This window comes from Paenibacillus sp. 1011MAR3C5 (genome assembly GCF_003591485.1).
In the GTDB taxonomy this organism is placed as follows: domain Bacteria; phylum Bacillota; class Bacilli; order Paenibacillales; family Paenibacillaceae; genus Pristimantibacillus.
In genome coordinates this window covers 100,471-127,295 of sequence record NZ_QZCF01000004.1, presented here as the reverse complement: position 1 = coordinate 127,295, position 26,825 = coordinate 100,471, and the positions used below count along the sequence as shown (strand labels likewise).

Sequence of the window (26,825 nt, the reverse complement as noted above, 5' to 3'; positions counted from 1 at the left end):
CTTAAATGCTCTACTGCTGAGCTATACATATGAACCAATGAAGAGCGGCGATGCCTGCTCTTTTTTTGCATGTTACTAGGAGTGTGATTGAGATGAAGCGACGCGGACGATTTGCTCCGACGCCTTCGGGATTGCTCCATATCGGCAATGCGTTCAGCGCTCTATCGGCTTGGCTTCAAATGCGCCAGTGCGGCGGCGAGTTCCTGCTCCGCATCGAGGACATCGACAAGCCGCGCTCCCGTCCGGCCTTTGCGGAGCAGCAGCAGGACGATCTGCTATGGCTTGGTATCGACTGGGACGAGGGGCCGCGTATGGGCGGTCCCTTCGCGCCCTATGAACAAAGCAAGCGCGAGCATCTGTACGAAGCCGCGCTCGATACTTTAAGAGAAAAGGGCCGAATCTACCCCTGCTACTGCAGCCGCAGCGAGCTCGCTTCCATCGCCAGCGCGCCGCATGGCCTTTCATCCGAGGGGCCCGCTTATCCGGGCCTCTGCCGCCATCTGACCGCGGAGGAGCGCGCGAGCAAAGCGGAGAAGAAGACGCCTTCTCTCCGCTTTATCATGCCGGAGGAAGCGATCGTCTTCGAGGATGGCGTGAGCGGTACGATGCGCTATGACGGAGAAGCTTTAGGCGACTTCATCGTCAAACGGGCTGACGGCATATTCAGCTATCAGCTAGCAGTAACTATTGATGATGCGGCGATGGGCATTACAGATGTGCTTCGCGGAGCCGATCTGCTCGACTCTACTCCGCGGCAGCTGGCGCTGTATGAGGCGCTAGGCCTTGCGCCGCCAGCCTTCTCGCATGTCCCCTTAATCGCGGACGAACACGGCAAGCGATTGTCCAAGCGGGACAAATCGCTTACGTTAGCTTCGCTAAGGGAAGACGGTGTCTCTCCCGAGAGATTGCTCGGAGCTATCGCCTATACAACCGGCTGGTCGGATCAATTGGAGCCCATTGCCGCGCATGAGCTTATTTCCGCCTATCACCCGCTGTGCTGCAATGACAAGCCTATTGCGATCACTCAGCGCATGCTCGATTGGCTTCGACACTGACAAAACCCGCCTTCCTAGGGAGGCGGGTTTGCCTATATCATCAACTTTCAAAGAACGACTTCCAAGCCTATCCTGCAATCGTCTTCACATGAAACTGTCTCGTGCGAGGCCCATCGAATTCGCAGAAGTATACGCCCTGCCAGGTGCCAAGCACCAGTCTGCTGTCTTGAACAAGCACCATCTGGCTTGTTCCCGTCTGGATCGCCTTCATATGCGCAGCGGTGTTCCCCTCAGCATGGCGATCCTTCGGATGCTCCCAAGGATAAAGCTCATCAAGCCGTCGCAGCACATCACGAACAACGTCCGGGTCTGCATTCTCATTAATGGCAATGCCAGCGGTCGTATGCGGACAATAGACGATCGCATAGCCATCCTGCACACCGCTCTCCCTGACCGCTTCGCGCACCTGATGGGTCACTTCCACCATTTGATCCCGCTCGCGGGTAGCGATTTGATACGTTCTCAGCTTCACGTCAAGTCCTCCCATCTTGCCCACAGCTCCTGCGGATTCAGCTCGTATACTTCTTTGTCCCGGTACATGTACTGATGCATAATGAATTCACGCCGAATGGTTGCGAAATCATCGTGATAACCTTTTATAAATTCGTTTATTTCCTTCTCGCTATACGTGCGTCCTCTCTCCAGAGAGGATACGATATGCTCCAGCACGATCAGCTTCTTCTTCAACTGGCTCGGGATGTTCTTCAGCCTGCCCTCCGCCGTGAAGAAATTGCGAATGACGGAAGCGCGCAGCGCCTCCTTTTTCTCTTCCATCGTTTCCACTCCTTTCTCCGATCTGCGGTAGATCAGCTCCTCCGTTGCGGCAGCGCTGTTTTTAATAAAATAATGGTTTAAGCTGAAATAGATCGTATTCTTGTCGCGCCTCTCATTAATGAGACTGGCTTCCCTCAGCTTCGTCGCATGATGGGTAATCGTTGCAGGGGTAACGAACAGCTTCTCAGCAAGCTCTCCCCCGTTCAACTCCCCTTCCGCAAGTAAAATAAGAATTTTGACTCTCGTCGGATCGGCTAATGCCTTGTGATAATTGACTACTTTCTCCAATTGCATGCTGATCGTCGCCCTCTCTACATTTTAACAATCATCTAATTAGATATATATTAAATTTATAGTATGCGAAATACCTTCATTTGTCAAATAGCCAAACTCAAGTAGAGCATTGAAGCCTTCACCAAATTCTGTATATAATAGGCTTCGGAGGGGATATATTGATCATTGCCAACCTGGTGAGAGAAGAATTGGAGAAGATGGATGACCGGGCGCTTGGAGCCGCTTGTTTTGCGCCGCTCATAAATGCCTACAAGGAAGTGGAAGGGAATGGCGGAGATTTCGTCCTAACGGTCTACAACCGGTTAAGCAAAGGACAGCAAGCGTTATTCGCGTTTTGGACGTATTACAGCCATATACGGGAATCGAAAGCCGATCTGTATTGGTGGAGCGCTTATTTCATGGCGATCCCGTTGCGATGGGAAGCACTGCAAGCCAGCTTGCGGCATGTTGGCGACAGCGGCACGCTGGAGATCGTGAAGGCGATGGAAGCGGCTCTGTCGGAAAGAGGGCATCCCCGAAGCATAACGAATTTCAATGTTTCGTTTGATGACTTGGATAACGATAAAGAGCTGTCCGCCATCGTATCCGGCCATTATGATCACCTGCTCTCAGCCTTGCCTGCAACACTTGGCAGCATCGCAGCCTATATTAGAGCTCATCCAGACGAATTTATCATCGTCCGTCCATAACGGCATGCCAATAGACCGATCAGGTAATTCCCTTTGCTTGACCGGTCTTTCTTATGCTTGATCGTGTTAAAAAGAAAAACACCCGGCTCTCAAGGAGCCAGGCGTATATTCTTCGTTACAACATGCGAGCAATCGGCAACGATATGCCGCGCTTGCCGCAAATTACGATACCGGCTGCTCCGACATCGCCGCACTCAGCATCGATTTCCAATCCGAAAACCGCGTTTCTCTGGCAACATGCCGATTAAGAAGCTCCTCAGGGATCAGGTTCATATCTTCCTTCGTGTAAGCCTGGAAGTTCCCCTTCTCGAGGAATTGCTGCATGCTCTTGCAATTGGAGTTTTTGCTCATGAACGAATCGTTGAACAGATAAGCCAGCGAGGATTGCTCCAGCTCCGCCTGATTCGCCTTTTGTTCCTTCAGCTCAACCAGCAGATCATCAAACGACATAGGTTTGTTTTTTCTCAAATTACCACTCCTTGGATTGTATACGTCATTATTGTATTAAGATTCGGAATTACTGCCGCTGCTATTCTTCGTTCCAGATGCAGCAGTGCCATCCTTCCTCTTCGTTCCTTTGCTCTTGTAAGGCTTGGGCGCGTTCTGAGCACGTCTGGCACCAGCTTGCCAACGGTTCCAGCCTTTCTTGTCCGTTCCTCTGCCCGTCCCGCCTTTACTTTTTCCTTTGCTCAAATGATCACTCCATAACAAATACTTGTCTTTTTCAAGTCGTACGTTTCATTATACGTGAAAATTCGATTACTTACTATGAATATCCTAACTTTGGCATTCATTAATCGCAAAAAAAGCTCCGCATGAAGCCGAAGCCTCATACAGAGCCAAATCCAAGTCTATATGTCGAGAAGCATGCAAGCCCGATCCATTAAGCCCCGTATACCTCGAATTCCCATAGCGAATAGCCATATGCCGTTGCTCTTGTTGTCGCATATACGCGAACGTATTTGGCGTTCGTCGCACTAAAGGTCACATCATCAATCGCGCCGTTGCCGGTCGTGGTGCTGTAGACTGTCGTCCAGTTCGTCGGCGTGCCGTTGTCGTTCGACACTTGAATGGAATACGCGGTAGCGTACGCATCTTCCCAGTTCAGCTTCACCCGGTTGACGCTTTGAGTCGATCCCAGATTCACATAAATCCATTGTGGAGCTGCGCCGTAAGCGCTGGCCCACCTTGTTGCCGCATTGCCGTCTACCGCTTTATCGCCTTCATGACCTGCTGTCTCCACAGAGCTTGTCGCTGTCGTTTTGTTCAGCGCAAGGTTAGAGGGGGCAGTGCTGCCCCCGTACACCTCGAATTCCCAGAGCGAATACCCATATGGCGTGCCTCTGACTGTTCCGTGCACACGCACATACTTGGCTGTGCGAGTCGTGAACGTAATGTCGTCGATGCCACCGTCGCCCGTGGTTGTCGTATAGACTGTTGTCCAGTTCGTCGGTGTACCGCTGTCATTGGACACCTGAATCGTATAGGAGGAGGCATACGCCGCTTCCCAGTTCAGCTTCACGCGATTGACAGACTGTGAAGAGCCCAAATTCACGTAGATCCACTGCGGGTCCACGCCTTCCGCGCTAGCCCATCTCGTTGTGCTGCTGCCGTCGAACGCTCTGGACGCCTCGAAGCCGGTTCCTTCAACCGAGCTTGCAGTTGCCGTTTTGTTCAGGGCTAGATTGGACCCTATAGGCGGATTCGTACCCGACAAGGTTGTCGCAGAAGCCGTATTGCTGTTGCCGGACAGGTTGCCTGCGGCGTCGACCGCCCTTACCGTATAGCTGTAGCTCGTATTCGGAGACAATCCAGAATCGGCATAGGACAACCCTGTTGCCGTGCCGACCTGGCTGCCGCCGCGATAGATTCGGTAGCCCGTTACGCCAACATTATCAGTCGAAGCGTTCCAAGTCAGATTAATACTGCTGCTTGAAGCTGCTGTAGCTGCTAAGCTGCCTGGAGCTGTAGGCGCCTGCGTATCCGTCGAGGATGCTGTCGGCTTCCACCAGTTGCCCGTAATGAACAGCATGGTCATCAGGTTGTAGGAATCGCTGAAGTAGTTCTCCTGCTTGTTCTTCATCCAATCCCAGCCCGCATTGACCCAAGCTTGGTGGCTTGTGCTGGTTGTGCTCGCCGCGATAAACGGCGATACGAATACAGCTGTCGCATAGCCGCCGATCGTTGTGCCGTTCAACTGATAGCCGTCCCGGATATTGGCAGGGCTGTTGCTCGCTTTTCCTTTAATCCAGACTGCGATTTTATCCGCAATCGTCTTGCCCCGCGTATCGCCGTACATCGCGTAATCCATCACGATGCGCAGCGGCACGCGCGCTGCGTTGTAATAATAAGCATTCGTCTGCTGGAATTCATTCAAGTACCACTCAGGTGCAGGCTGCGGAGGATTGTTGACGACAAAATCGGAAATCAATCCTGTCGATGAAGCGTAGTTGTTGCTCACTTGCGAGTAGACATTGTACAGATTGTTGATGACGTTATTCCAAGTCTGATCGCCCGTGAACTCGTAGAAAGCGCGAAGATGGGAGAGCATCCAGTCCGAAGGACGCGTAGCCAGCGAGCTCTTGGAGTCCCAGTCGCCCAGGTTCAGACGGTTGTTCGTCGTCACATAGCTGGCTTTGATGCCGTTTGTAATCATATTCTGTGCTTCGGCCAAATAATTGACCGTTCCGCTCGATCCCCATTGCTTATGAGCTAGCAGGAGGGAGTATGCGATGTCCAAATCCCCGTCCGTTGCAGAGCCAAAATGCCCTTGGGCATTGATATGGTCCGCTACAACCCAGCCCATCAGGTTAGGATTGCCCGAGCTCTTGTAAGCGCGTGCAGTTTTGAACAGTCCATTGAAGATGGTTTGGGCATTCGGATCATGTCCGGCCATCAGCGCCGTAATCACCATGCCGTAGCCCAGCCCCTCGGACGTGCCCAGCGGCACAAAGCCGTCCGGGTTGCCTGTAATCTCGCCCTTTACATAATATCCGCCCGGAAGCGAGGAGAGATTGTTTTTCAGATACTTGCCTTTCCAGTAATCATAGTAGGACGCTACGGCGGTATTCATGGCCGTCTGCGTCACATGGTTAGGCTTTATAATACCGGAATAACTGACTTGCTGCGGGAAAGGCATCATCTCGCCTGCGGCGTGAACCTTACCCTCATTGCCTTTTGGAACGAAACCAATCGACACGACCATAGCCAAGCACAGAAGCAGAAGAAACAGGGACTTCACTCTCGGTGAACCGAATAACGATGAAGTAAACAAACTGCAACGCCTCCTTGATTAGGATGTTGGCTAACCGCGGCCCATAAGTTTAAGCGCTTAAACTTTTTGACCAAAAAAATAGGGTTTCGAAACCTGCCTTTAAAATAACACATTTCAATTCCCATGAAAACACTTTCTTCTAAACCCTACAAACTCTCTATTAATTCGTCATTCTTCCGCTCTATTGTCGAATGGCGGGCAGCTCGAACAGGGCTAGCTTGACCTCTGGCGCAATCTCAATTGCTCCTGCATCCACGAAGCCGAAGCTTCGGTATAACGCGATAGCCGGTTCGTTCTTGGCTCCCGTGCTTACTTTCACCTTCTTATGCTTGCCTGCATCTTCCAGCACATATGCCAGCAGCGACTTGGCAATGCCTCTGCGAAAATAATCGGGATGAACCACCATACGACAAATATCCCGTGCATCTCCTTCATCTTCAAAAGAAATAAAACCGGCTAGCGCTCCATCCAGCCTGTACCCGACAAAGGTCTCGCTGCTTTTCATAATCGTTTCCGCCGTATCGCGAAGGGGCGGAATGTCCCAGAAGCCGATTATATCCGCTTCAATTCGGTATGCGGGAAGCTGAACCGCCAGCAATTGCTCCGCAACTCCCCGATTCTGATGATGTTCAATTCCAATCATATTGGTCTCTCCTACGATTCAGATGTGTGCCGGGCCGGGCATACCTGATTCAGATCGTTACCCGACCAATGTAGCATAACGGAATATGCATGGTCTATTTCCTTCTAATAGGAATTGTCTATATACCGCAAGTTCAAACGAAAAGGCCATAACAAAGGGCAGCCCGTCTTCCATTCGGAGCGGCGGAGCTGACCTTTCGCTTTTGCCTGTCACTTTTGCATGTCGGCTTTGAAGCAATCGTTTTTGCTGTATATGTGCTTGCCAGCCAAGGCTGCTCCCATCTGCCCTTCTATTCAACCGGCACCATGCAGCGCTTCTAAACCTTCTTTTTCTGTAGCCTTAAAGAAAAAGTTTTGGCCGTGGTTGCACTCATAGATAAAGTCTTTTAGACTTTTGCTGTTGTAGCCGCTGAAGTCGCCGACAATCGCCAGCTTGGTGCGATAATTCGTGCATTTTTGCAGGATTTCACCCGCCAGCCCTGTCTTCAGCTCGAAAAAATCCTCATGGATCAATTCCTTCCGAATCAGCACCTTGGCGCAGTCCAAATAATGAGCGTTCATGATTGCATCCAGCGCATCCTGCACGCTCACGATGACGACGCCGTCTCCGGACAAAATCGCGACCTTCGAGTCGCCTTTCGCATCTATCGTTAAGTTCATACTCTATTTCGCTCCTTCCTTGGCTTCAAGATCTTTTTTCATATAATAATGCGTGTATCCTCCGGCATTGTCAATTTGGCCATATACCTCAAACCCTAGCTTCTTATAAAAATCGAGCGCCTGAAAGCTGAGCGTATCCAGCTTGATAAAGTCGCATTGTGCCGCGCGTGCCAGCCGTTCCGCCTCCTGCATAAGCTTCCGGCCGCAGCCGTGCTTGCGTGCATACTCCTCGATATAAAGGATGTGGATCTCCAGCCAGTTCCAGCAAATCTCGCCGATAAGCCCGCCGCACGTCCGTCCATCCCCATCAATTAGAATCAAATTCACTTCTCGGTATCTTTCGCTCAATTCCGCCGGGAAATGATCCTTGTTGAATGCAATAAGACGATTCCGGACAAATGCTTTGGACTCTGCCGAATTTTGTTCTTTGATGGTATATTCCATGTTTCCCTGCTCCTTGTCTGGTGTATGAACCCCTGTACGCTTACCGCTATGCGACCGCTTATCAAATCTATCGAACCACTCTATTATCGGGTCAAAAGGGGGCACTATGATTGGCATTCCCAGCTTATGGCTAACTATTGGCGACCTGCTAGTTGAACGCATCCTCTTCATTGTGACGTCGCGCTCACTACGCCCGCATTAACAGCCGGCGATGTGATGATCGAAACCGGATAGGCCTTATCAAGCAAGACTCCGCTATCGTCACGGAATACCGGAACCTTCGGCGAATAAATTATATAGTCCGAATACAGGCAGATGCGCTGCCATGCGTTATGGCTATACATTTCCTTCATTTGGACAATGGTCGGATAGAGCCCGGAAGCGCGCGCCAGACTTTCCTCTTGCGCCCTTGCTCCTGTCAGAAATCCGCCTCCCGGATGCTTCGCCGAAGCGAAATTCAGACAGCATATCTCCTCTTCTTCCTTCGCTAACCTCGCTGCAGCCGCGAGAGTAGTTTCTTCCGTCACTTCTATAATCGTATCATACGAACGCTCCGCCTTTAGTGCCGACAACAGTTTGTCTAATGTCCTCTATCCGATAAAGCACTGCTTCATCAATCGCATGAGTCAATGCTGCGCCGATATCCACCGTCTCATTGCGAGCATTCCGATATTGCCCTTGCTCTAATATAGCCATCGTGTCTTCGGCAACTCTTGCCGCTACGTTTCTGTTCACGATCTTCCACCTCATCAACCTTCCGCATTCGTTACTGCTTATTAGGTCGATTGTAATGGATTTCAAGCTGCAGCCCTAGCGAAAAAATAGTTTAAACAAAATATTCCTCTCGCTTCAGCAAATAAAGCAGCAGCGCCTTCTGGGCGTGCATCCGATTCTCTGCTTGCTCATAGATAATGGATTGTGCCGATTCCACCAGCGCAGCTTCAATCTCGAACCCTTGATGCACTGGCATGTCGTGCATAATGTAAGGGGTAGAGCCTTGCAAATTTTGCTTGTTCAGCTGGAATGGCATCAGTCGGCTAATCCGCTCGTTTTTCTCCTCCTGATAATGCTCGTCGTGGTAAAACTCCATATCGATCCATGTGTCGGTGTATACGTATTGGGACCGGGCTACCGCATTCTGTAGATTGTCCAGCTGCTCCACATAACCACTCGCCAGCGCCGATTGCATCAGCGCTTCGTCCCATGATGGCTTGTTCACCATCGGAGTCACCAGAAGGAGCTTGATTCCAAGCGTTACGCAGCCTGCCACCAAGGAATTGGCCACATTGTTATGGATACCGACGTACGTTAAGGTAATCCCTTCGAACGTGCCAGACTTTTCATAAATGGTCATCAGATCCGCCAATGCCTGACATGGATGGTACTTATCGCAGCAGCCGTTAATAACGGGGACGTTGGCATACTGGGCAAGCTCCAGCAGATCGGCATGGTTCTTCAACCTGGCTACGATCGCATCGCAGTTGCGCGACACATACCTCGCCTCGTACTGAATAGGCGACAAGCTGAAATTGCTGGCGTCCCAGTCCATCGTGACCGCATATCCGCCCAGTTGATGCATGCCAGATTGAAAAGAAAGGCTAGTCCGCGTCGAGGTTTTCTGAAACAGCATCAGCAGTCCTTTCCGATGCAGCGCATTGTCCGTTTTTTCGGGGTTGTTTTTAAGCTCGATCGCTTTCTGAATAAGCTGCATCAACGTGCCGCGATCGAATTCTTGCAATGAAACAACATGGTTGGGATAGGTGCTGAGTGGCTTGTTGGACCGTTGGATCGAATGATGCGGCGATACGCTGCTCGAAGCTGGATGAATGTCATGGCTTGTACGTTGTCTTGACTGTCTTGGCATAATGAATACACTCCTTTTATTGATGTTCAACTTGCAAGGTTAACTAACCATTACGGGCTCATACTAACCTGCTACTGCTCAACTGTTGCCTGCTACGGATAGCTGGTGCTGTTCGGTCGACAAACTAATCAACTTCTATTCAGCTATTTCCTACTACGGATAACTAGTGCTGCTCTTTCGACTAACTAATCAACTTCTTCTCAACTTTTAGCAGCTTGCTGTGATTACGTTTGTGAATTGGCCGATATACAGCTGCTGTTCTACCTACTAACGAATTCATTACTTCTCAAACTTTCGTCGTCTTGCTGATTGAACGATCCTGCTTCTACCGGGAACTTGTTTTACTCGTGTGAATAAATATGCATTAATATAAATATTTATACATATTAAAAGCTAAAGGATAATCTTGTCAATCCTTTTCCTATTAACAGTGGCGATTCAGATGGAGGCAAGCAGAACTTTTCGGCTTGCACTTTCCCGGCTCGCTCTAGACGACTGCAAGACGAGGTTCTAGGCTTGCTGCTCTCGATGCGGCGATCTAGACGGCTGCAAGACGAGGTTCTAGGCTTGCTGCTCGCGCGGCGGCGCTCTAGACGGCTGCAAGATGACTTTCTAGGCTTGCTGCTCGCGCGGCGGCGATCTAGACGGCTGCAAGACGACTTTCTAGGCTTGCTGCTCGCGCGGCGGCGATCTAGACGGCTGCAAGACGAGGTTCTAGGCTTGCTGCTCGCGCGGCGGCGATCTAGACGGCTGCAAGACGAGGTTCTAGGCTTGCAGCTCGCGCGGCGGCGATCTAGACGGCTGCAAGACGAGTTTCTAGGCTTGCAGCTCGCGCGGCGGCGCTCTAGACGGCTGCAAGACGAGGTTCTAGGCTTGCAGCTCACGCGGCGGCGCTCTAGTCGGCTGCAAGACGAGTTTCTAGGCTTGCAGCTTGCGCGGCGGCGAGCCAGATAACTGCAAGACGAGTTTCTAGGCTTGCAGCTCGCGCCGAGGCAGCCTCCCACTGCAGCCGTGCAAACAAAAAAAGTCCCTGCGCAACCGCGGGGGACTTATACTTGCTCACTGTATTTGCTTATAGATACCGCAGCATCAATTGCTCAACCCATGCGTAGCAAGCTTCCAGCTCCTTGTCGCTGACGAGATCGGAACGATGCTCGAACATGATGTTGACTTGCGGATTGCTGCCCAGCGCGATATCCAGGTAGTCCTCGATCGGCGCCCAGCCGTGACCGGGATGCTGGGTAGGCAGCGCTGGATATCTGCTTTTGAGCACCGTATTGTTTGGGTCCAGCTGCAGGTTTGATAAGTGAATCAAATCCGCATATTTAGCATACTTCTGCAAAACAGCTCTCGCATCAAAATGACAATCAATCCGCTCCTGCAAATACAACCTCGCAGTATCCATACATAATCTGATCTTGGGATACTGCTCCAGTAATTCGATCAGAAACTCATCCTCATACACGTACCGGCTCAGTCCGTCGAACTCCAGTATAGGCCTAAATCCGTACGCTGCCGCCTTATCCGTCAACCACGCGAATAGCGACCTGCTCCGAATCTTGAGCTCATCCAGCGAATACCTGCCCTCATACACATACTCCCTCTTATCCACAAATCGCCACTGGCTCCAAGCGACCCGGTCATCCAATATGACCGGCTTCGAATAATGAAAGAGCACATACGCTGGATGAAGCTCTTTTGCCCGCAAATATTCCAGCTCCTGTCCAATTGCCTCATAAGCTTCTCTGCGAACTTCTTCCTTCTCGGAGAGAAACAATGCATCACGGACTGCCCCTCTCCGGGGTCGGAGCGGAAAATGTATTCCTACGGAAAACCGGGACGCAGCCGCTTCCCTTCGCAGCAGCTCCACATCCTCCCCCCGCTCGAACAAACAAGCCTCTATGCCGAAGAAGCCTGTGCGGAAGTCTCGCTCGTACTTTTTGAAATCGAATGAGCCGTATTGGCCGATGATAAACCGACTTCTCGCAGCAGTCCTCATTGCACACCTCTCCTGTTCAAGATGACCAGCCAAGCTGCACTTCCCTCTCCTTTAGACCAACACCGCTTCCTTCTTTGTGCTGGAATACAGCTCCTTCATAACCGAGTCGATGGGCAGCGCTTCAATAGACATGTCCCGAATGCCATAGATTTCGTTGAACTGCCGAATGAAATGCTTCAAGGGCAATATGCAGGTATCAATCTCCAGCTCCGCTTCCGTTTCATTCACCCGCTTGAGCAAGGTAACGCCAGGAATCGTATGATCGGGCAACGGCTCCTCCGTCGTCACCTTCGCCGCCTTTTTCTCGCCAAGCCGTCCCCGCAGTTCATGCAGGGTATTATCGAATACAATCTGCCCGTGATTAATAACGACAACCCGCTCCGCAAGCGACTCCACATCGTCCAGATCATGCGTCGTCAGAAGAAAGGTGACGCCCTCGCGGTTCATATCCCGGATGAAGTCGCGGATCGTATCTTTTGCAAAGACATCAAGTCCGATTGTCGGCTCATCCAGGAACACAAGCTCCGGGCCATGCAGCATCGCCATGATGAACTCGCATTTCATCCGCTCGCCCAGCGACAGCTGCCGGGTCGGCTTGCGCATAATCTCGCCTACGTCCAGCAAGGTCGTAAGCTGGTCCAATCGCCTCTTATAATCGGCTTCCGGCACACCGTATATCGCCTTGTTCATATAAAACGCATCCGCAGGAGGAATGTCCCACAGAAGCTGAGATTTCTGCCCGAATACCGCGCCGATCCGCCGCACATATTCGTTCCGCTGCTTCCAAGGCGTAAGCCCAAGCGCCTTCACTTCCCCCGTTGTCGGGTGAAGCACCCCGGAGAGCATCTTCAATGTCGTCGACTTGCCCGCTCCGTTCGGCCCAAGGAAGGCGACCATCTCTCCTTGCTTTACACTGAGCGATATTTCCTTCACCGCATGAACTTCCTTCATGGAACGGCTGAACAGATTTTTGACCGTCTCCCGCAGCGTATGTCCCCGCTCATGCGTCATATAGGTTTTCGTTAACTGCTTTACCTCGATCATTCGATATCCTCTCCCCTTATCCGCCTGCGCTTGTATAGCTTTTCAGCATGTAATTCCAATAGACGACGCCCAGTACCAGGAACATTACTGCTGCTCCCGCCGACCAAGCCATCTCCCAGCCTGCGCGGCCCAGCAAGGCGGAAGCCGGCATGAAAGCAATAAGGCCAACCGGAATAACGAAGGTTAAAATGTTTTGGAATGACTTGGCATAAATAGTGCCGGGGTACAATCCGAAGTTCGTCACAGAATCAAAAATATCGTAAACGCGGCTGCTCCCTACCCAGCGGAACAGTAGGCCAGACATGAATAGCGAAAATGCGCACAGCACAGCGAGCGACGCAAGGAACAATCCCGCGAATTGCAGCCATCCAGCAAGATCAGGCGCAGCGATGCCCGACAGGGCGAAGCCGAACAAGACGCCTCCGCTAAGCAGCCTGCCGAAGTCCTCCGGGTCCAGCCCGTTCAGCATGGTCATGAACAGCGTGGAGCGCGGCTTGAGCAGCAGCAGATCGAAGGTCCCTTGGCGAACCAGTCGCAGCGTCGTGCCGACCATGCCGAAGAAGAGCGGGAACGCGATCCCTTTGGCTATACCGAATATGCCTTGGATTAGAAGCGCTTCATGCAGCGTCCAGCCGGGGAATGCTACGCCGGAGCGATAGACGAGAAGCGTAATGAGCGGCACCATCAGATCGCCTGCAATCATCAGGAAGAGACTCAGAAAGAAGTGGCTGCGATAAGCCGTCTGCACAGCAATCTTTGTGCGCATAACTGCGCCGATACACGAAAGGATGCCGTTCATACCCCCACCCCCGTGAACCTTCTCATCGCCTGGCGGCAAAGCAGCAGCATGATGCCAAACATGATCGCCGTCACTACGGCTTGCAAAGCCACAATTGCAGGGATTGACATGGAATAGCCTGCGAGCTCATATTCGCCGATGAATACCCTGGACGGAACGTACGTAATAAATTGAAAAGGAAGGAAAAACAGCACCTTCTGCGTCCACTCGGGAAAAAACGTAAGCGGGATGAACACGCCTGCGCTAATATCCTTAATCAGCATGATCACCCGCCTGACACCCTCGGCGCGAACGATCCAGAAAGCCGTCAAGCCTACGCAGTAATTGACGATGAAATTCATGAGGAAGCTAAGTACGATCGATACGATCGCCCAGAGCCAGTTGGCCGGCACCAGCTTGATGCCGAATACGAATAAGAAGAGAAAAAAAATAGGCACAAACTCGATCAGAAACCCGAGCGACCGATGCCCCAGCTTCTGAGCAAGTGCATATACCCAGTGCGGCATCGGACGCAATGCAAAGGTGACGTATTGTCCGGATCGCACCAGCATTTGCAAATTCCAGTCGGCAGAGTCATAAATGAAATAATTAACAACCGTAGCCACGCCAAAATAAGCCAGCATCTGCTCCAGCGTAAAGCCGTTGATCTGACCTGCTCCGCCGTCATAGACGGCGTTCCATATGAAGTATTGCGTCAAGAAATAAACCGGTCCTACAAAAATCGAAACTGCCATGTGCGATCGGTATACAAGCCATTCTTTGTATGTCGCGAGACCGATTGCCTGCATGGAACCGACTGTTCTGCCTAACCCCACGCTTATTCACCCCATGATCCTTTTTCGACATATTCTAAGGGAATCGACTATCCTCGTCTATAAGGACCATCATATTCCATTGAAATGTGATAAAAATCATGGGGAAGTATATAAAACTAGGCGTTCCTACCTATATCACTGCGACAAATAAGAACGCTGCTCTTCATGCACAGCTTTGCTGCGGGACTTCAGCAGCCGGCCTGCCCAAGCGAAGATAACATGACCCAGCATAATGCCAGCGAATACATCCATCACCACATGCTGCTTGACGAATACCGTCGACAAAATAATAGACCATGTGATGATGCCGATCCCAATCTTCGTACCGCTCCCGATTTCCTTCGACTGGGTGGCGGCTCTGAACAGCAGATAGCTGGATAAACAATGAATGCTGGGGAAGCAGTTGAACGGCGCGTCATTCGTATACACAAATTGCACCAGCCAGCTCAGCAAGTCGTTGCCTTCCAGCTCCGCTCTCGGCACGGTCGTCTGAAATATGGCATAGATGGCATAGCATATCAAGACACTAATGACATAAGCGAGCAGCGTCCGGTAATACGTCGGACGATCCTTGAAGAAGAAAAAGATAAGCGTAAGATACAGAAAGGGCATCCATATGGCGTAAGGAATGATGAAGATCTTCATAAACGGAATCAGATCATCCAAATCCGTATAGAGCATCCACACCTGGACCGGCTCCTGGTTAATTAAGGTGTAAATCAAACCTAAAGTCGGAATAGCAAGCAGCATCCATAGCGGATGGGCAAGCACCCTCTTCATTCCTTCCTTCGTCAGCATGGATTTCCCTCCGGTATTCTAAGTTGTAAATCGATAGGTCCAAAAATGCTCCGTTCCAAACCTGGCTTCTATCTCATGCTGAGACAGCTCATTCTTGCCGAGCAGCTCAGCCGCCTGAAACTGGGAACGGTGCGATTGAATCGAAGCAAGCTTCTGCTTCAAGAAAGCTCTCACATCATAGTGAACGTCAGGACGTCCGATAGCTTCCTCATGATTGCGCGAGAACGCCAGGCAATGTACCGTCGGCCGCTCCTCAGCCGGCATCCGGCCAATGACCCGAATAACCGCCGCACCGCATGCGTCGTGATCCGGGTGCACGCTGTAACCGGGATAGAACGTCACGACAAGCGATGGAGACAGCTCCTCGATCAGCTCGCTGATCCGCGCCTCCAGCAGCTCCTGATCCTCGAATTCGATCGTTTTGTCATGGAAGCCAAGCAGTCTGAGATCCTGTATGCCAATCGCCTGGCAGGAGGATTCAAGCTCAGCCTTCCGAATCGCAGGCAGCGTCACCCGCGTCGCAAACGGCGGGACGCCCATATTGCGGCCCATCTCGCCAAGTGTCAGGCAAGCGTACGTGACGCGCGCCCCGTTATGAATCTGCATCGCCAGCGTGCCGGACAAACCGAACGCTTCGTCATCCGGATGCGGCAATACAACTAAAATTTGTTGTTCCATTGTATGATTCATCTCCTCTCGCTTAGAAGGGCTCCGGGCTTAATTGCAGAGCTACGATCAGTTTTCCTTGGCTGTCGTGGCCTGCCATAATAAGCCGTTCGGTCTCTGCGTCCTCGTAATGCGTCAGCCCTTCCGAGTACACCCAGCCGTGTGCCATTTTGAGACCAACCCGGTAGGGCCCGCTTCCCGAAATGGACCCATGGTTGTAGCGAATCCTCGCGTTAGTCAGAAACGAAGCGGCAGGATGCTTCGAGCTGTCGATGTGGGAGGCATAGGCTCCCGTTGTCTGCTCGATATGAACATACAAGTCTTGATCTTTAAGCTTGTCTATAAGCTGCTGAACTTTCAATGGTTGGATAAGCTGCATCGAACTCTTCCTCTCGTTCTTAATCATGCCTGCAAAAGACTTTAATTGGAACTGGACATTAGTCCAGACCGAGCCTGGACTGGCGGCCCTGACTAGCCTAGACCGACAATGGTTCTAAGCTCGCTCAAGTGATGGATTTCATACTTCGGCTTGACCGAAGTCGTATTCGGTTTCCTAAGCGGATTGTACCAGCACGTATCAATGCCCGCATTGATGCCGCCCTGCATATCCGAGGTTAGCGAATCACCGACAATAAGCGCATTCCGGCTACCCGTCAGATTCAGCTTCGCAAAGGCAAAGTCGAAGATGGCCGGATTCGGCTTCTGGATGCCGGCATCCTCCGATACAATAATATGCTCGAAGGCATCTGCAAGCTCCGACCGGCCAATACGACTGAGCTGGACTTCCCTGATTCCGTTCGTAATGACCGCAAGACGGTGCCCGCCAGTCAGAAGCTCCCGGCATATCTCGACAGCTCCCTCTATCAGAAACGAGCCCTCTCCCAAGTATCGCAAATACGCGTGGCTGAATTCCTCGGCTGTCCAAGGGATCGTTAAGCCGTTATCGGCAATGAGTCTCGCGAATCGCTCGCTGCGCAGCAAGGCCAAATCAATGGCGCCCTGTTCATATTCCCGCCACAGCTGCTGGTTAATCGTCCTGTAGCTGCCTGTCAGCTGCTCGGATACCTCCAGTTTGGCCTCACGGAATGATTCGGCCAATGCATAAGCTTCCGATTGCGCGTAATCATACAACGTATCGTCGGCATCAAAGAAAATGACATCATAAGACATGATATTAATCCTCCTGCAATCTGTACGTCGAAAAAGCGGCAAGTTTTCCGGGCGCAAATGAACGTTCGCAATGAGCGAATCGGCAAGCTGGATCCGCACGCACGGTATCCTGCCGCAGCATCAGCTCTCCCGTTACTCCGCTTACTTGCTGGCTATCATAAAAAATCGGTGTTTCCTGCTCATAAAGTGTCCATCCTTCTCGACCTTCTCCTGAAGCAGGCATAGCTCATTATAACATTTTTCGACGGAAAACCCGGCAAATTCCCACTCCGCTATTTTCGCCAAATAAACAAAGGCCCCTACATCATTAAACCGCTGCTCCGGGAAAAACTCCGCGCTATCATGGATGGTAAATCCCGCCGCCGCAAGCTCTCTCGAGCTGTTCGCCAGATTGAACTGCGGGTCCACGACCATCGCACCATCGCCTAGTAATAAGCGGGACAGCTCACGGTTGTTCTGCCCGCCGACTTGCTGCGTAATGAATAAGCCGCCCGGCTTCAATACCCGATAAATCTCCTCCGGCTTGTTTCTATTCATCCTTTTCTTTCCTCGATCATATCACAGGCGCCGCAGGTCCACGATATCCCGTTCGAGTATTCGCAGTGCTTAGCCAGAAGATTGTGCCAGAATCGTTGCAGCCGCCTCTTGTACAGATAGCAGAAACTCCCTCGACTCCCGCATATCCTTCAGCCGCACCACACCCTTAGCCGCTTCATCGCCTCCAAGAAGCACAGCATAACGTATGCCTTTGGCTGAAGCCGCGGCCAGTGACTTCTTCAGCCTGCGGTTGGCCGTCTCCAAAGCGGTTCGAATGCCGGCACGCCGCAGCTCCGCCGCGGCTTTCAATGCTCCGGTCTTGCCCTCCTCGCCGATCGGCACGACTACCGCTTGCGCCGATGGCAGTACAACCGGCCGCTCCCGGAGCATCTCCAGGATGGACTCCATTCCGAAAGAGAGACCTACCGTAGGGTAAGACACATCCTCCCTGCCGACCAGCTTCCCGATAATGGCATCATAACGCCCTCCTGCGCCCAGGCTTGCGGTGAACACGCCGCTCGCATCAAATATTTCGTACACCGTACCGGTATAGAAGGATAGCCCGCGGGACAGGAACGGATCGTAGATACACGTCTGCTCCAGGCCAAGCTCGCGTATCAGTCCATCCAGCGCCGCAGCCTCCTTCGTGCCTTGCGAATCCGAAATGCCGTACCGGGATGCGATAGCTTCCAAAGTCAGCTTCTCTCCTGAAGCGAACGCCAGAATCGCTTGCTTGACGCCATCGCAGATTCCCTTCTGTGCCAGTTCCTGCTCCATGCCTGCCAGACCGATCTTGGCAAGCTTATCAAGCGTCAGCATAACAGAGGACAACTCGTCCTCCGGAACCCCCATTGCTGCAAGCGCCTCTCCTAGAAAGCGCCGGTTATTCCACCGGAGCACAACAGGCATATCTAGTCGTCCAAACGCATCAACAGCGAGCTGCATCAGCTCAGCCTCGGCTTCAGGACCGGCTATGCCGACCATATCCACATCGCATTGCAGAAACTCCCGAAGGCGTCCCCGCTTGACTGGGCCATCGCGGAACACTTTTCCGATCTCATAACGCTTATACGGCATCTCCAGACCCGGATTGAGCGCAATGGTCTTCGCGAACGGAATAGTCAAGTCGTAGCGGAGGCCAAGACTGCGGCCGCCCTGATCGGACAGCCTGTACATTTCCTTCAAAATTTCATCCCCTCCCGCATATTTGGATGCGAGCAGGTCCAGCTCATTGAGTACCGCCGTCTCCATTCCCTTGAAGTCATACAGCTCGAATAGCTCCGCGAGCACATCCTGTACTTTTTTTCTAAGCGCCTGATTCGGTCCGATAAAATCATAGGTTCCTTTTACGTTTTGCATAACTGCCAGCTCCTTTTTGAATTGAGGTGTGAACATAAAAAAACGCGCAGGACCTCTTGGTCCTGCGCGCTCCATATCTCGCAGGGAGGCCAACGCGAAATGCGTTAGCCCGCCCTGATTCAATCAGGCGTGCTAACGCTGCTTGTGATGATGAAGTTGATTCAGCCTGGGTATACGCATAGCTACAAACCCCTTCATAACGTAAATTAATGCCGATTATATCGCATAGGATACGTTCATGCAAGCGGCGGCCTGCCCTATTCAGGCATTACCGCTGAGATTATCCCAGTTCCTATAGATGCGCCCCTATATTAAGATAGATGGTATTCGACCGCCTCTATGGCGACTTCGCTCTTTAGGGAATTGCTGATGGCGCATGCCTGCTCAACAATGGCGATCAGCTTTTCCTTGTATTCCGGCTCGATTGTGGCAGGAAGCTTCACCAGCACTTTGAAATTGGTATAAGCATTAACTTCATGGTCTGTCTTCCTTGCCGTCACTTCGACGCTGAACGGAAAGCGCTCAAATTCGATCCGGTCGTTCTCCAACGTCTTCTGAAGAGAGATCGAAACACAGAGACCCAGCGCCGATTCCAGCAGCTCCTTGGGCGACAGCCCGCTTTGGTTAGGCCCGTTGCTGCCGATTAATTGCAAGCCGGCTTCGTTATAGATTTCATTTTGTCCATTCATCAGTTGGATTCTGGTAGTCATGATAATCTCCTTTCATTGCACCGAGCGGCAAGCCATAGAGATTTGGCGATATCAATAGAACGCTCCTAACGCATCTTTAGTTCAACTTTTATAAAACAAATTTCTATGTTTTCCGTTATTTTTCGATGAATGACGAGGTTATATGACAAAATAAATCCTTACTAACCGCATAGTATTAATGTAATGGCCAAATAGTAATGCACTTTAATTACCGTGTCAACCTAGAGCTTTCAATAGTAATGGCCATATAACCCGATAGAGAGAGACGGATTTCGTCGATTTTTTACACTTTTCATGAATGTAAGTGCTTTATTTATCGTTTTCGCAAGCTTCATAAGGAATAAATTGTAATAAAGATTTTTCAGGGCTGCTGTTTTTCTTCTTGCGCAAGGGATAAATGAGATGGATATCCGTTACCGCATCATACTAATAGGATTCAAGTCATTTTTTGTCAATCTTCTTGACCTTCTATTCGATTGCGGAGATAATAAGTGATATAAAAATAACGTCGTATGCGACTGGCGAAGAGAGTGGAATGAACCACGAGGGAGCATACGATCGGTAACCGTCCGTTCGCCTGGGAGAAGTGTCTGCAGCCGGCTCGTTATGAGCTGACGCGGATGCTTTTTTTCATTTTTTTCGAAAATTACCCGCTGAGGAGGATGCAAGCATGGCATTGCTGATGAAAGCCAAGGAAGCTGCGAATCGAATCAACACGGAAATTATGGCTGAGGTGAGTGCCCTTGGCATGGAAGGCATTACGCCCCATCTTGCTGCGATTATTGTCGATGGAGACCCCGCTTCCGCTTATTATGCAGAAGCAAAGCGCAGGATCGCCGAGCGGCTTGGCGTATCCTTCTGCCTTCATGCATTCCAAGCCGACGCAGAAGAAGCCGAAATCATGGCGCTCGTCCGCCAGCTGAACGAGGACGCATCCGTTCACGGCATCATGCTGGAGCTCCCTCTGCCGCAGCATATCTCGGCAAGAAAGGTCGAGCGGGAGATTCGGCCAAGCAAAGACATCGACGGTGTAACGCCGCAGAACAAATTGGCGACGATGACGGGAGAGCCAGGCCTGTATCCCGCCACCCCCCAAGCCTGCATCTATCTGCTGAAGCACTACGGCTTCGCTTTGGAAGGCAAAAACGTCACATTGGTCGGAAGAGGCCAGACCGTCGGTCTCCCTCTATTCCACTTGCTTCAGCGCGAGCAGTCTACGGTCACCGTCTGCCATTCCCGCACACCTGACATTGCTTCCCATTTGAGCCATGCAGATATTGCTTTTCTGGCTGTTGGCAGGCCAAACCGAATCACCTCGGCCATGGTCCATGACAGACTGATCGTCGTGGACGCCGGCATCAATGAAACGGAGGACGGCCGTATTACCGGCGACGGAGCAGCCGATCTTGACGCCTATGTCACTGCCGTATCCCCGGTGCCGGGCGGAGTAGGCACACTGACCACAGCCATCCTGTTTCAAAACCTGATGAAAGCCATTCGCATCCAACAAGGAAGGGAGGAACAGCTATGAGCAGCGTATCGTGGGATGATTCCATCCACCGCTTCCTGCACCAAGCGGGGAGCTCCGATCCTACTCCCGGCGGCGGCAGCGTGGCCGCGTTAGTCGCAGCGCTCGGCGCCTCCATGACGGCGATGGCCGGCAGTTTGTCCCAAGGCGAGAAATTTGCTGCCCATGAAGCGCAAATTCAGGAGACGCTATCGAAGATGCGATACCTGTCCACAGCATCAGAGGAGCTGCTTCATGCCGATATTGAGTCGTTCAACGGCTATATGACGGCACTAAAGCTGCCAAAATCGACAGAAGACGAGAAGGCTTCGCGCAAGCTTGCCCTGGAGTCAGCGACCATACACGCGATTGAGGTTCCGCTTCGCCTGATGAGATTATGCCGGGACGGCATAATCAGCACTGCCGCAATTGCCGACTCTGCCAACAAGCATGTCATCTCCGACCTTGGCATCGGCGCTATTTTGTTCGAGGCGGCAGCGCGTTCCGCCCTGCTCACCGTGGAGATTAATCTCCGTTCCATGCCGGAGTCGGCTATAAAGAACCGTTATGCAGAGCAGGCTGCTGCGCTTATGGACGAGACGGAGAGGCGAAGCAAGGCTATTCTGCATACAGCCCGCCAGAGAATGTAACGAAGCGTCATGGCATACCGATATGCGAAAGAGACTCCAAACCACTTCTGCGTGATTTGGAGTCTCTTATTCCTTTTTATGAACGTTCATGAGGTTGCATGGTTAAGGTGATGCTCAATGACAGAGCCAGCCCTCGTTAGATCAAGTACTCCAGGAACGCTGTGGCAATGCCAAAGTAAATCAGCAAAGACAAAATATCGTTAAGCGTTGTAATGAGCGGACCTGACGCTACAGCGGGGTCAACCTTCAGCTTATACAGCATCAGCGGAATAACCGTGCCCGCCAGTGTGCCTATAATAAGGGTCATGACAAGCGAAGCGCCAACCACAAGGCCCAGAATGGGACTTCCTTGCCAGATGTACGCAATGATGGAGATCAGCACGCCGCAGATGCCGCCGATCATCAGCCCGACCATCAGCTCGCGCCACACCAGCCTTCGGACGACGCCGCTGGTCACTTCCTTCGTCGTCAAGCCGCGAACGACAACCGCCAGCGATTGTGTTCCCGTATTTCCTGTCATCCCTGCTATCATCGGCATGAAGAAAGCCAGCGCTACCACTTTATCCAGCGTCTCCTCGAACCGGCTAATAATCGTCCCTGACAGGATGCCAATCAGCAAGAGAAGAATCAGCCAAGGCAGCCTTCGGTATGCTGCCACATGGGCCTTTGTATCGAAGTCGATCGACTTGCCCGATGCGGACATCTTCGCAATATCCTCCGATGCCTCCCGGATCACGACGTCGATAATATCATCGACCGTGACGATACCGACAAGCACGCCGTCCTCTTCCACAACGGGAATGGCAAGAAAGTTATACCTTTCGATCCGGCGGGCTACTTCCTCTTGGTCCATATCGACCGGAACAGCAATGACCCGCTCATACATAATATCCGTAATCTGATCGCCGATCTCCGCCAGGATCAAATCGCGGTACGATACGACGCCGATAAGCTTCTTCTTCTCATCCACGACGTAGAGATAGTTGATCGACTCCGCAATCTCAGCGAAATCCTTCAGCTTATCGACCGTATCGCGTACATTATAATGACTCGGTATCCAGACATAACGGTTCGTCATGATCCGGCCCGCCGTCTCCGGCGCATAAGCCATCAAGTGTTGTACCGCGATAACTTCTTCCTTCTTCATGTAGTCCAGGAACGACTTCTTCCGCTCCTCGGACAAACCTCCGAGCAGGACGGCAAGGTCATCATTGTCCATCCGGTCCATCAGCTCCGCCGTCCGCTCCACGCCAAGCAGCGCAAACACCTCAACCTGCTGCCCCTGCTCCATCTCGCCGACCATTGCAGTCAACTGCTCAATGGTCATATAGATAACGAATCCGGCGCGGAACTTATCCGGCAGACGACCATAGACGGCCGCCATATCGTACGGCTGCAGCTCCTCCGCAACGCTCTGGACTTTCGCCCGGTCTCCTTCTTTAATCGCATTCTGGACGAGCAAGTCAAGCTCTGTATCGCTAAGATTCATAATCAATGGCCCAGCCACCTCCCATCCTGCTTGCAATGAAAACATACCTCTTTACCCTTATACCCTATTTCCCCGAAAATATTGCAGCGAAGCCGTTGTCTATCCCCAAAGGCCAAGGATGATAATCCCCGCTGTAATCAAAATAGAAGTAATGATTCGCCTCTGCCCTTGCTGCTCACGTAATATAAATATGCCCAGCAGCGTTCCGAAGACCGTCCCGATCTCCCGCATGGGGGCTAGCTGCGCCACCGGCGCAAAAGATACCGCAAATAAGAACAGCAGATATCCGCCTGGAGCAAGCAAGCCTCCAAGCAGCATCGGCTTCCAATTGACGCGCAGCTCCTGTCCGATCGCACGGGAACGAAGCGCGGACCAGGTCAGCACCAGGACATTGCCAACATTAGTAGCCTGAAGTACGATGACGGCGGGGAAGTAGTCCAGCGCCATCTTATCTATCACAATATAACCGGCGATGCAAAGCCCGACAGACAGGGCGAGCAGCGGAGCTTTCGCCGATGTTCCCTGTACCCGCTTCAGCTTGATTTCGCTCAAGAACAGGATGCCGGCCACAATTGTGACCACCCCAACCCATCCCATCGGACTAAGCGACTCATTCAGAAATACGACCGCCATAAGCGGCACCAGCAGCGGGCTCGTTCCTCTCATAATGGGATAAACTTGCGACAGGTCCCCTATCGTATAGGTTGCGGCAAGCAAGGTGATATACATCCCGTGCAAAGCTACGGAAGCCAGCATCAGAAGGAAAGCCGCGCCTGAGAACTGCGAGACATCCCACTCGATAATCGCCCATGGCATCAGAACGATGACCGAAATGATTTGACAGAGCCACAGAAACACGATTTTATTCATGCTTTTTTTCGTATACAAGTTCCAGATGGAATGAACAAATCCAGAACCCAGCACTAATGCAAATGCTAATCCAACCATTATTTCACTGCCTTCTCGCTAGATGTAAGTTTTCCTGATGGCCTGTCTCCAAGCTTCCCGTCATATGATACCCGCTCAAATTCATCGAGACATTGATATCAAATTGAACATCAATAGACACTTCATCCAGCCTGATTGTATAGTCAACCACATAAGGAGTTTCAATATAGTACATAGTTAGCTGCAATGTGGTGTTATCTCTCCAAGCAGCATACGTAACCACCTTCTGCATATGCAAACAAAGGTCCTTCCAGAAGACGGTCTCAGCCTCTACCGGCTGGCTGAAATGAAAAGGCAGCGATTGTTCACGGCCATCCCTATAATGGAGCCTAAGCTCAAGCTCATCATGATTCAAGCTGATGATCATCTGCTCCACGCCATTCGGATTATCCGCCATCCGGTAGCTCTTGCTCACCCTACTCCAATAAGGATGATTCTCCGAAGCTACAGCAGCTGGCAACACCGCGGACTGTCTCTTAAACCTAAAACTCATCTCTGCTCCTTCTACTGTTGGCAGAGAAGCGTTAGCGTCTAGCTGGTCGATAATATGTTCATAGATAAGGTCCAATAAAGTGTGTAGTGGCCTCATCGAAGGAAAGCTGCAATTCGCCGCAATGACCAGATTATGCTGCGGCGCAACAAAGCAAAGCTGGCCGAACGCTCCGTCGCCTCGATAACAGCCGCGCCGGCATCTATGAAATTGATAGCCATAGCCTTGAGCCGCATCGATAGGGGCGCCTTCCTTGCGATTGTCGCTATGTTCAGCTACCGCTAATTCAATATACCGCTCCGATACGATTCTTCGTCCCTCGAACGACCCCTTATGCAGCAACATCAATCCGAATTTAGCGACGCCTTCTGCTGATAAGCTAAGTCCCATCCCTCCTGCTGCAATGCCCAGCGGACAGGTCTCCCAAGAAGGTCTCGGAATGCCCAGCGGCTCGAACAATCTCGGCATCAGGAAGTCGACCAAACCTTCACCCGTTGCACGCTGCAGAATAGCCGAGAGCATATACGCAGCCGGTGTACTGTATTGATAATAGCTCCCCGGCTCATGCTCCACCTCAAGCGAAAGAAAGGCCTTCACCCAATCCTGCTGCTTCACGACCGCTTCGTAAATATTGGCTTGATGCCCTGCATTCATCGACAGCAGATGGTGAATCGTCATCTTCTCCAAATGCGGTGATACAGGATCAGGCCGTTTATCCGGAAAGAAGGCCGCCACCTGATCATCCAAGCTGAGGTATCCCTCATCCCAGGCGATGCCAATCGCAATAGAAGTAAAGCTTTTGCTCAGCGAAAACAGGACCTGCTCGCTATCCTTTCGATAAGGCTCCCGCCAAAACTCGGCTGTTGCCTTCCCGTCTTGCAGCAGCATGAAGCCGTTCACAGCGAGGTCAAGACTCTCGATTTTACGAAAAAATGCAAGCAAATCTTGTGAAGACAGGCCATGGTTCTCTGGCATATCCTTCGGAATCATCTTGCGCTCCCCCCTTTAATACGTAATGGAAAACACGCCCGTATGCTCCCAAAAAACAGTCAACCTGTTCAAACGAGCCCTTTCGAGCTCATATTCTTACAAAATCTACATAAAAAACGATCTAAAGTCCCACTTCTTGCGCAAAAAACATACTAATCGGCCCAAATACAAGGTTTGGTTATTTTTGTAGAATGTAGTAGTAAATAGAGAGCGCTTACGACGACCTTCGCTAAACCTCGCAACTCGCTTCACCATTCCGCAAGCTGACCGCAACTGCTGTCGAATATTTGATTAGGGGGGATTCATGTGATTCGTATAAAACAGAATAAGACTAAGCTATGGTCGTCCTCGTACCAACTGCTCGTGACGCTGATGAGAGTCCTGTTTGGATTCGGATGGCTGATGGCAGGCCTGACCAAAATGTCGGGGAAAGCCGGAGAAGCGTCCTGGTACCAGTATCCGGGGCAGTTCCTGACTGACTACTTCAACGCCGCTCTATTAAAGCCCAATGTTCCAGAGTTCTACAAAACCTTCATTGAGCACTTCTGCCTGAACGAAGTATTGCCCTTCAACTACATCATTCCCGCTGTCCAAGTCATTCTCGGCGTCTTTCTCATCCTTGGCGTCTGGATTCTGCCATCCGTCCTCATCTGCATGTTCATGCATATCAACTTCATTTTGTCCGGCAATATGAACATCATTAGCTTGACGCTTTATACAAGCGCTTTTGGCATTATGATGAACCTGGAGAAAGCCCATGTGCTCACCCTGCATCGTCTGCTGAAAAGCAAAAGAAGCGGCAAGCAACCGGCCGCTCCCGCCTTGTCCGAAGTGTCCGAAGAGGCGCTGCAGCCTGTCGGCGTCAGTCTTCCTTAATCGCCGAAGTCCAGCCCCAGAAGAATGCGTCGCGGTCCCATGCCGCTTTGCCGCCATGCAGCTTCTTGAACGTCTTCTTGATCTCCTTATCGATCGACGCATGACCATTCTCATTCACATAAATATAGGCCTCTCCGTAATGCGCCCGAATATGCTCAACAGCCGCAGCCTGATAAAGCACACCCGTATTTTTCATCTCGCTGAACATCCATCTTGCTATTTCATCCGGTGTTGCGCTCATGTCCGACCTCCCGATCGCTGTCATCTTCTTGTCATGATCCG

At 51.5% G+C, this 26,825-nt stretch carries 31 protein-coding genes, 2 pseudogenes and 1 riboswitch; of the genes and pseudogenes, 5 read left to right on the top strand and 28 right to left on the bottom strand.

Annotation, left to right across the window (positions count from 1 at the left end):
• The first annotated feature begins 92 nt into the window (after window positions 1–92).
• Window positions 93–1,055, top strand: a complete 963-nt coding sequence (gene gluQRS, locus D3P07_RS14345) for a tRNA glutamyl-Q(34) synthetase GluQRS (protein WP_119800924.1) — start codon at window positions 93–95, stop codon at window positions 1,053–1,055.
• 67 nt (window positions 1,056–1,122) lie between these two features.
• Here the strand turns inward: gluQRS and D3P07_RS14340 are convergent, their stop codons facing one another.
• Complete coding sequence (locus D3P07_RS14340; RefSeq protein ID WP_119800923.1) at window positions 1,123–1,542, bottom strand: secondary thiamine-phosphate synthase enzyme YjbQ; 420 nt, start codon at window positions 1,540–1,542, stop codon at window positions 1,123–1,125.
• Window positions 1,524–2,123, bottom strand: a complete 600-nt coding sequence (locus tag D3P07_RS14335; RefSeq protein ID WP_119800922.1) for a DUF2087 domain-containing protein — start codon at window positions 2,121–2,123, stop codon at window positions 1,524–1,526. Before D3P07_RS14335 ends, D3P07_RS14340 begins: the two co-directional genes overlap by 19 nt.
• A gap of 158 nt (window positions 2,124–2,281) precedes the next feature.
• Between D3P07_RS14335 and D3P07_RS14330 the strand changes: the two genes are divergently transcribed.
• On the top strand, window positions 2,282–2,812 hold the full coding sequence (locus D3P07_RS14330; RefSeq protein ID WP_119800921.1) for a hypothetical protein: 531 nt from the start codon (window positions 2,282–2,284) through the stop codon (window positions 2,810–2,812).
• 162 nt (window positions 2,813–2,974) lie between these two features.
• Here D3P07_RS14330 and D3P07_RS14325 read toward each other — a convergent pair whose 3' ends face one another.
• The 22 genes and pseudogenes from D3P07_RS14325 to D3P07_RS14225 all read right to left on the bottom strand — a co-directional run bounded on the left by D3P07_RS14325 (window position 2,975) and on the right by D3P07_RS14225 (window position 19,593).
• On the bottom strand, window positions 2,975–3,280 hold the full coding sequence (locus tag D3P07_RS14325; RefSeq protein ID WP_310732554.1) for a hypothetical protein: 306 nt from the start codon (window positions 3,278–3,280) through the stop codon (window positions 2,975–2,977).
• 36 nt (window positions 3,281–3,316) lie between these two features.
• Entirely contained in the window at window positions 3,317–3,505 is a 189-nt protein-coding gene (locus tag D3P07_RS14320; RefSeq protein WP_119800919.1) for a DUF3934 domain-containing protein, read from the bottom strand.
• 190 nt (window positions 3,506–3,695) lie between these two features.
• On the bottom strand, window positions 3,696–4,529 hold the full coding sequence (locus D3P07_RS27585; protein WP_259391533.1) for a discoidin domain-containing protein: 834 nt from the start codon (window positions 4,527–4,529) through the stop codon (window positions 3,696–3,698).
• Between the two features lie 30 nt (window positions 4,530–4,559).
• A pseudogene (locus D3P07_RS27900) lies at window positions 4,560–4,766 on the bottom strand (fibronectin type III domain-containing protein); the annotation flags it as partial.
• Window positions 4,767–4,787: 21 nt separating this feature from the next.
• A pseudogene (locus D3P07_RS27580) lies at window positions 4,788–6,035 on the bottom strand (family 8 glycosyl hydrolase); the annotation flags it as partial.
• 232 nt (window positions 6,036–6,267) lie between these two features.
• Window positions 6,268–6,729 carry a GNAT family N-acetyltransferase gene (locus tag D3P07_RS14310; protein ID WP_119800918.1) on the bottom strand — a complete coding sequence of 154 codons (462 nt, stop codon included), beginning with the start codon at window positions 6,727–6,729 and terminating at the stop codon, window positions 6,268–6,270.
• A 293-nt stretch (window positions 6,730–7,022) separates the two neighbouring features.
• The gene (locus D3P07_RS14305) at window positions 7,023–7,388 is read right to left on the bottom strand and encodes a DUF4180 domain-containing protein (RefSeq protein WP_119800917.1); all 366 of its coding nucleotides are present in this window, start codon (window positions 7,386–7,388) and stop codon (window positions 7,023–7,025) included.
• Window positions 7,389–7,391: 3 nt separating this feature from the next.
• Window positions 7,392–7,832 carry a GNAT family N-acetyltransferase gene (locus D3P07_RS14300; RefSeq protein WP_119800916.1) on the bottom strand — a complete coding sequence of 147 codons (441 nt, stop codon included), beginning with the start codon at window positions 7,830–7,832 and terminating at the stop codon, window positions 7,392–7,394.
• 167 nt (window positions 7,833–7,999) lie between these two features.
• Window positions 8,000–8,404, bottom strand: a complete 405-nt coding sequence (locus D3P07_RS14295) for a TIGR02452 family protein (RefSeq protein WP_259391506.1) — start codon at window positions 8,402–8,404, stop codon at window positions 8,000–8,002.
• Window positions 8,373–8,567, bottom strand: coding sequence for a TIGR02452 family protein (locus D3P07_RS14290; protein ID WP_119800914.1), 195 nt, complete (start codon window positions 8,565–8,567; stop codon window positions 8,373–8,375). Before D3P07_RS14290 ends, D3P07_RS14295 begins: the two co-directional genes overlap by 32 nt.
• A 91-nt stretch (window positions 8,568–8,658) precedes the next feature.
• The gene (locus tag D3P07_RS14285) at window positions 8,659–9,696 is read right to left on the bottom strand and encodes an ornithine carbamoyltransferase (RefSeq protein WP_119800913.1); all 1,038 of its coding nucleotides are present in this window, start codon (window positions 9,694–9,696) and stop codon (window positions 8,659–8,661) included.
• A 1,072-nt stretch (window positions 9,697–10,768) separates the two neighbouring features.
• Window positions 10,769–11,695 carry a TIM barrel protein gene (locus tag D3P07_RS14275; protein WP_119800911.1) on the bottom strand — a complete coding sequence of 309 codons (927 nt, stop codon included), beginning with the start codon at window positions 11,693–11,695 and terminating at the stop codon, window positions 10,769–10,771.
• 51 nt (window positions 11,696–11,746) lie between these two features.
• A complete protein-coding gene (locus D3P07_RS14270; protein WP_119800910.1) occupies window positions 11,747–12,739 on the bottom strand; it encodes an ABC transporter ATP-binding protein in 993 nt (330 codons plus the stop codon).
• Between the two features lie 16 nt (window positions 12,740–12,755).
• Complete coding sequence (locus D3P07_RS14265) at window positions 12,756–13,538, bottom strand: ABC transporter permease (protein ID WP_119800909.1); 783 nt, start codon at window positions 13,536–13,538, stop codon at window positions 12,756–12,758.
• Window positions 13,535–14,353 carry an ABC transporter permease gene (locus D3P07_RS14260; RefSeq protein WP_259391505.1) on the bottom strand — a complete coding sequence of 273 codons (819 nt, stop codon included), beginning with the start codon at window positions 14,351–14,353 and terminating at the stop codon, window positions 13,535–13,537. The genes D3P07_RS14265 and D3P07_RS14260 overlap by 4 nt, the downstream gene beginning before the upstream one ends.
• A gap of 135 nt (window positions 14,354–14,488) precedes the next feature.
• Window positions 14,489–15,151 carry a phosphatase PAP2 family protein gene (locus D3P07_RS14255; RefSeq protein ID WP_119800908.1) on the bottom strand — a complete coding sequence of 221 codons (663 nt, stop codon included), beginning with the start codon at window positions 15,149–15,151 and terminating at the stop codon, window positions 14,489–14,491.
• A gap of 18 nt (window positions 15,152–15,169) precedes the next feature.
• Entirely contained in the window at window positions 15,170–15,829 is a 660-nt protein-coding gene (gene bshB2, locus D3P07_RS14250) for a bacillithiol biosynthesis deacetylase BshB2 (RefSeq protein WP_119800907.1), read from the bottom strand.
• A 22-nt stretch (window positions 15,830–15,851) separates the two neighbouring features.
• Window positions 15,852–16,196, bottom strand: a complete 345-nt coding sequence (locus tag D3P07_RS14245) for a YojF family protein (protein WP_119800906.1) — start codon at window positions 16,194–16,196, stop codon at window positions 15,852–15,854.
• Window positions 16,197–16,288: 92 nt separating this feature from the next.
• Window positions 16,289–16,987, bottom strand: coding sequence for a YjjG family noncanonical pyrimidine nucleotidase (locus tag D3P07_RS14240; protein WP_119800905.1), 699 nt, complete (start codon window positions 16,985–16,987; stop codon window positions 16,289–16,291).
• A gap of 141 nt (window positions 16,988–17,128) precedes the next feature.
• Entirely contained in the window at window positions 17,129–17,524 is a 396-nt protein-coding gene (locus D3P07_RS14235; protein ID WP_119800904.1) for a class I SAM-dependent methyltransferase, read from the bottom strand.
• Window positions 17,525–17,593: 69 nt separating this feature from the next.
• Window positions 17,594–18,883 carry a histidine--tRNA ligase gene (locus D3P07_RS14230; protein WP_119801202.1) on the bottom strand — a complete coding sequence of 430 codons (1,290 nt, stop codon included), beginning with the start codon at window positions 18,881–18,883 and terminating at the stop codon, window positions 17,594–17,596.
• A 311-nt stretch (window positions 18,884–19,194) separates the two neighbouring features.
• Window positions 19,195–19,593 carry an OsmC family protein gene (locus D3P07_RS14225; protein WP_119800903.1) on the bottom strand — a complete coding sequence of 133 codons (399 nt, stop codon included), beginning with the start codon at window positions 19,591–19,593 and terminating at the stop codon, window positions 19,195–19,197.
• 504 nt (window positions 19,594–20,097) lie between these two features.
• Window positions 20,098–20,183, top strand: a riboswitch (ZMP/ZTP riboswitch).
• Between the two features lie 80 nt (window positions 20,184–20,263).
• Here D3P07_RS14225 and D3P07_RS14220 point away from each other — a divergent pair.
• Window positions 20,264–21,124: a bifunctional 5,10-methylenetetrahydrofolate dehydrogenase/5,10-methenyltetrahydrofolate cyclohydrolase gene (locus tag D3P07_RS14220; protein ID WP_119800902.1), complete on the top strand. Its 861-nt coding sequence runs from the start codon at window positions 20,264–20,266 to the stop codon at window positions 21,122–21,124.
• Window positions 21,121–21,750: a cyclodeaminase/cyclohydrolase family protein gene (locus D3P07_RS14215; protein WP_119800901.1), complete on the top strand. Its 630-nt coding sequence runs from the start codon at window positions 21,121–21,123 to the stop codon at window positions 21,748–21,750. Before D3P07_RS14220 ends, D3P07_RS14215 begins: the two co-directional genes overlap by 4 nt.
• A gap of 136 nt (window positions 21,751–21,886) precedes the next feature.
• On the opposite strand, the gene mgtE is transcribed toward D3P07_RS14215, so the two are convergent.
• The 3 genes from mgtE to D3P07_RS14200 all read right to left on the bottom strand — a co-directional run bounded on the left by mgtE (window position 21,887) and on the right by D3P07_RS14200 (window position 25,667).
• The gene (mgtE, locus tag D3P07_RS14210; RefSeq protein WP_119801201.1) at window positions 21,887–23,245 is read right to left on the bottom strand and encodes a magnesium transporter; all 1,359 of its coding nucleotides are present in this window, start codon (window positions 23,243–23,245) and stop codon (window positions 21,887–21,889) included.
• Window positions 23,246–23,338: 93 nt separating this feature from the next.
• Window positions 23,339–24,187 carry a DMT family transporter gene (locus D3P07_RS14205; protein WP_119800900.1) on the bottom strand — a complete coding sequence of 283 codons (849 nt, stop codon included), beginning with the start codon at window positions 24,185–24,187 and terminating at the stop codon, window positions 23,339–23,341.
• A gap of 4 nt (window positions 24,188–24,191) precedes the next feature.
• Window positions 24,192–25,667, bottom strand: coding sequence for a serine hydrolase domain-containing protein (locus D3P07_RS14200; protein WP_119800899.1), 1,476 nt, complete (start codon window positions 25,665–25,667; stop codon window positions 24,192–24,194).
• Between the two features lie 306 nt (window positions 25,668–25,973).
• Here D3P07_RS14200 and D3P07_RS14195 point away from each other — a divergent pair, with 306 nt between their 5' ends.
• Complete coding sequence (locus D3P07_RS14195) at window positions 25,974–26,543, top strand: hypothetical protein (protein ID WP_220482025.1); 570 nt, start codon at window positions 25,974–25,976, stop codon at window positions 26,541–26,543.
• Here the strand turns inward: D3P07_RS14195 and D3P07_RS14190 are convergent.
• Window positions 26,530–26,784, bottom strand: coding sequence for a DUF6953 family protein (locus D3P07_RS14190; protein ID WP_119800898.1), 255 nt, complete (start codon window positions 26,782–26,784; stop codon window positions 26,530–26,532). The genes D3P07_RS14195 and D3P07_RS14190 overlap by 14 nt on opposite strands.
• Window positions 26,785–26,825: the final 41 nt, after the last annotated feature.

What these genes read in the sequence shown, in the direction of transcription:
- D3P07_RS14340 (WP_119800923.1), bottom strand. Translation starts at nt 1,542, where the DNA reads ATGGGAGGACTTGACGTGAAGCTGAGAACGTATCAAATCGCTACCCGC.
- D3P07_RS14225 (WP_119800903.1), bottom strand. Translation starts at nt 19,593, where the DNA reads ATGACTACCAGAATCCAACTGATGAATGGACAAAATGAAATCTATAAC.
- D3P07_RS14200 (WP_119800899.1), bottom strand. Translation starts at nt 25,667, where the DNA reads ATGATTCCGAAGGATATGCCAGAGAACCATGGCCTGTCTTCACAAGAT.
- D3P07_RS14285 (WP_119800913.1), bottom strand. Translation starts at nt 9,696, where the DNA reads ATGCCAAGACAGTCAAGACAACGTACAAGCCATGACATTCATCCAGCT.
- D3P07_RS14255 (WP_119800908.1), bottom strand. Translation starts at nt 15,151, where the DNA reads ATGCTGACGAAGGAAGGAATGAAGAGGGTGCTTGCCCATCCGCTATGG.
- D3P07_RS14265 (WP_119800909.1), bottom strand. Translation starts at nt 13,538, where the DNA reads ATGAACGGCATCCTTTCGTGTATCGGCGCAGTTATGCGCACAAAGATT.
- D3P07_RS14205 (WP_119800900.1), bottom strand. Translation starts at nt 24,187, where the DNA reads ATGGTTGGATTAGCATTTGCATTAGTGCTGGGTTCTGGATTTGTTCAT.
- D3P07_RS14240 (WP_119800905.1), bottom strand. Translation starts at nt 16,987, where the DNA reads ATGTCTTATGATGTCATTTTCTTTGATGCCGACGATACGTTGTATGAT.
- D3P07_RS14220 (WP_119800902.1), top strand. Translation starts at nt 20,264, where the DNA reads ATGGCATTGCTGATGAAAGCCAAGGAAGCTGCGAATCGAATCAACACG.
- D3P07_RS14310 (WP_119800918.1), bottom strand. Translation starts at nt 6,729, where the DNA reads ATGATTGGAATTGAACATCATCAGAATCGGGGAGTTGCGGAGCAATTG.
- D3P07_RS14215 (WP_119800901.1), top strand. Translation starts at nt 21,121, where the DNA reads ATGAGCAGCGTATCGTGGGATGATTCCATCCACCGCTTCCTGCACCAA.
- D3P07_RS14335 (WP_119800922.1), bottom strand. Translation starts at nt 2,123, where the DNA reads ATGCAATTGGAGAAAGTAGTCAATTATCACAAGGCATTAGCCGATCCG.
- bshB2 (WP_119800907.1), bottom strand. Translation starts at nt 15,829, where the DNA reads ATGGAACAACAAATTTTAGTTGTATTGCCGCATCCGGATGACGAAGCG.
- D3P07_RS14245 (WP_119800906.1), bottom strand. Translation starts at nt 16,196, where the DNA reads ATGCAGCTTATCCAACCATTGAAAGTTCAGCAGCTTATAGACAAGCTT.
- D3P07_RS14230 (WP_119801202.1), bottom strand. Translation starts at nt 18,883, where the DNA reads ATGCAAAACGTAAAAGGAACCTATGATTTTATCGGACCGAATCAGGCG.
- D3P07_RS14235 (WP_119800904.1), bottom strand. Translation starts at nt 17,524, where the DNA reads ATGAATAGAAACAAGCCGGAGGAGATTTATCGGGTATTGAAGCCGGGC.
- D3P07_RS14275 (WP_119800911.1), bottom strand. Translation starts at nt 11,695, where the DNA reads ATGAGGACTGCTGCGAGAAGTCGGTTTATCATCGGCCAATACGGCTCA.
- D3P07_RS14190 (WP_119800898.1), bottom strand. Translation starts at nt 26,784, where the DNA reads ATGAGCGCAACACCGGATGAAATAGCAAGATGGATGTTCAGCGAGATG.
- gluQRS (WP_119800924.1), top strand. Translation starts at nt 93, where the DNA reads ATGAAGCGACGCGGACGATTTGCTCCGACGCCTTCGGGATTGCTCCAT.
- D3P07_RS14305 (WP_119800917.1), bottom strand. Translation starts at nt 7,388, where the DNA reads ATGAACTTAACGATAGATGCGAAAGGCGACTCGAAGGTCGCGATTTTG.
- D3P07_RS14270 (WP_119800910.1), bottom strand. Translation starts at nt 12,739, where the DNA reads ATGATCGAGGTAAAGCAGTTAACGAAAACCTATATGACGCATGAGCGG.
- D3P07_RS14300 (WP_119800916.1), bottom strand. Translation starts at nt 7,832, where the DNA reads ATGGAATATACCATCAAAGAACAAAATTCGGCAGAGTCCAAAGCATTT.